This is a genomic window from Flavobacterium sp. UBA4854, from assembly GCF_002399805.1.
Taxonomy (GTDB): domain Bacteria; phylum Bacteroidota; class Bacteroidia; order Flavobacteriales; family Flavobacteriaceae; genus Flavobacterium; species Flavobacterium ginsengisoli.
In genome coordinates this window covers 102,519-103,379 of sequence record NZ_DHEI01000040.1, presented here as the reverse complement: position 1 = coordinate 103,379, position 861 = coordinate 102,519, and the positions used below count along the sequence as shown (strand labels likewise).

Below are 861 nucleotides of genomic sequence, written 5' to 3'. Positions count from 1 at the left end.
GATTTCATGGTAAAAGATGCTTTGGGAAGACAATGGCAATTAGGAACAATTCAGGTAGATTACAACTTGCCTGAACGTTTTGAATTAACTTACAAAGGCGCTGATAATGAATTACATCGCCCTGTTATGATTCACAGAGCTCCTTTTGGATCTATGGAACGTTTTATAGCAATTTTACTAGAGCATACAGCAGGAAATTTCCCACTTTGGCTAATGCCTGAGCAGGCTATTATCTTGTCTTTGAGCGAGAAATACGAAAATTATGCTAAAAAAGTTTTAGATTTGCTAGAAAATCACGAAATTCGCGCCCTAATTGACAACCGAAATGAAACTATCGGTAAGAAAATTAGAGATGCAGAAATGCAGAAAATTCCATTTATGCTTATCGTTGGTGAGGAAGAAGAGAAAAATGGCACGATTTCTATTCGTCGTCACGGACAAGAAGGAAAAGGCAATATCACAGTTTCAATCGAAGAATTTGCTACGATTGTAGACGAAGAGATAAAAAAGACATTAAAAGTATTTACAGTTTAACTTAAATTAGAAAGTCATAGCAATAAAAAGTAACAGAGGTTTTCAACCTCGAGTAGAGAAGAAAGATGCGCACAGAATAAACAATCTTATTCGTGTTCCTGAAGTACGTCTTGTAGGTGAAAACATTGAACCTGGGGTTTTTAAAATCGCTGACGCGCTACGTTTAGCTGACCAATTTGAATTGGATTTAGTTGAAATTTCGCCAAATGCGGAACCACCGGTTTGTAAAATCATGGATTACAAGAAATTTGTTTACGAACAAAAGAAAAGAGATAAGGCTTTGAAGGCTAAATCTTCTCAAGTTGTGGTAAAGGAAATTCGATTTGG

The 861-nt window shown here is 36.1% G+C and carries 2 protein-coding genes; both read left to right on the top strand.

Features of this window, described 5'->3' with window-relative positions; all coding sequences use genetic code 11:
- A partial coding sequence (locus B3J44_RS05765; RefSeq protein ID WP_286966720.1) for a His/Gly/Thr/Pro-type tRNA ligase C-terminal domain-containing protein occupies positions 1-534 on the top strand: 534 nt, incomplete at its 5' end.
- 76 nt (positions 535-610) lie between these two features.
- Positions 611-861: translation initiation factor IF-3 (gene infC / locus B3J44_RS05760; RefSeq protein ID WP_414654762.1), on the top strand; the 251-nt coding region annotated here is incomplete at its 3' end.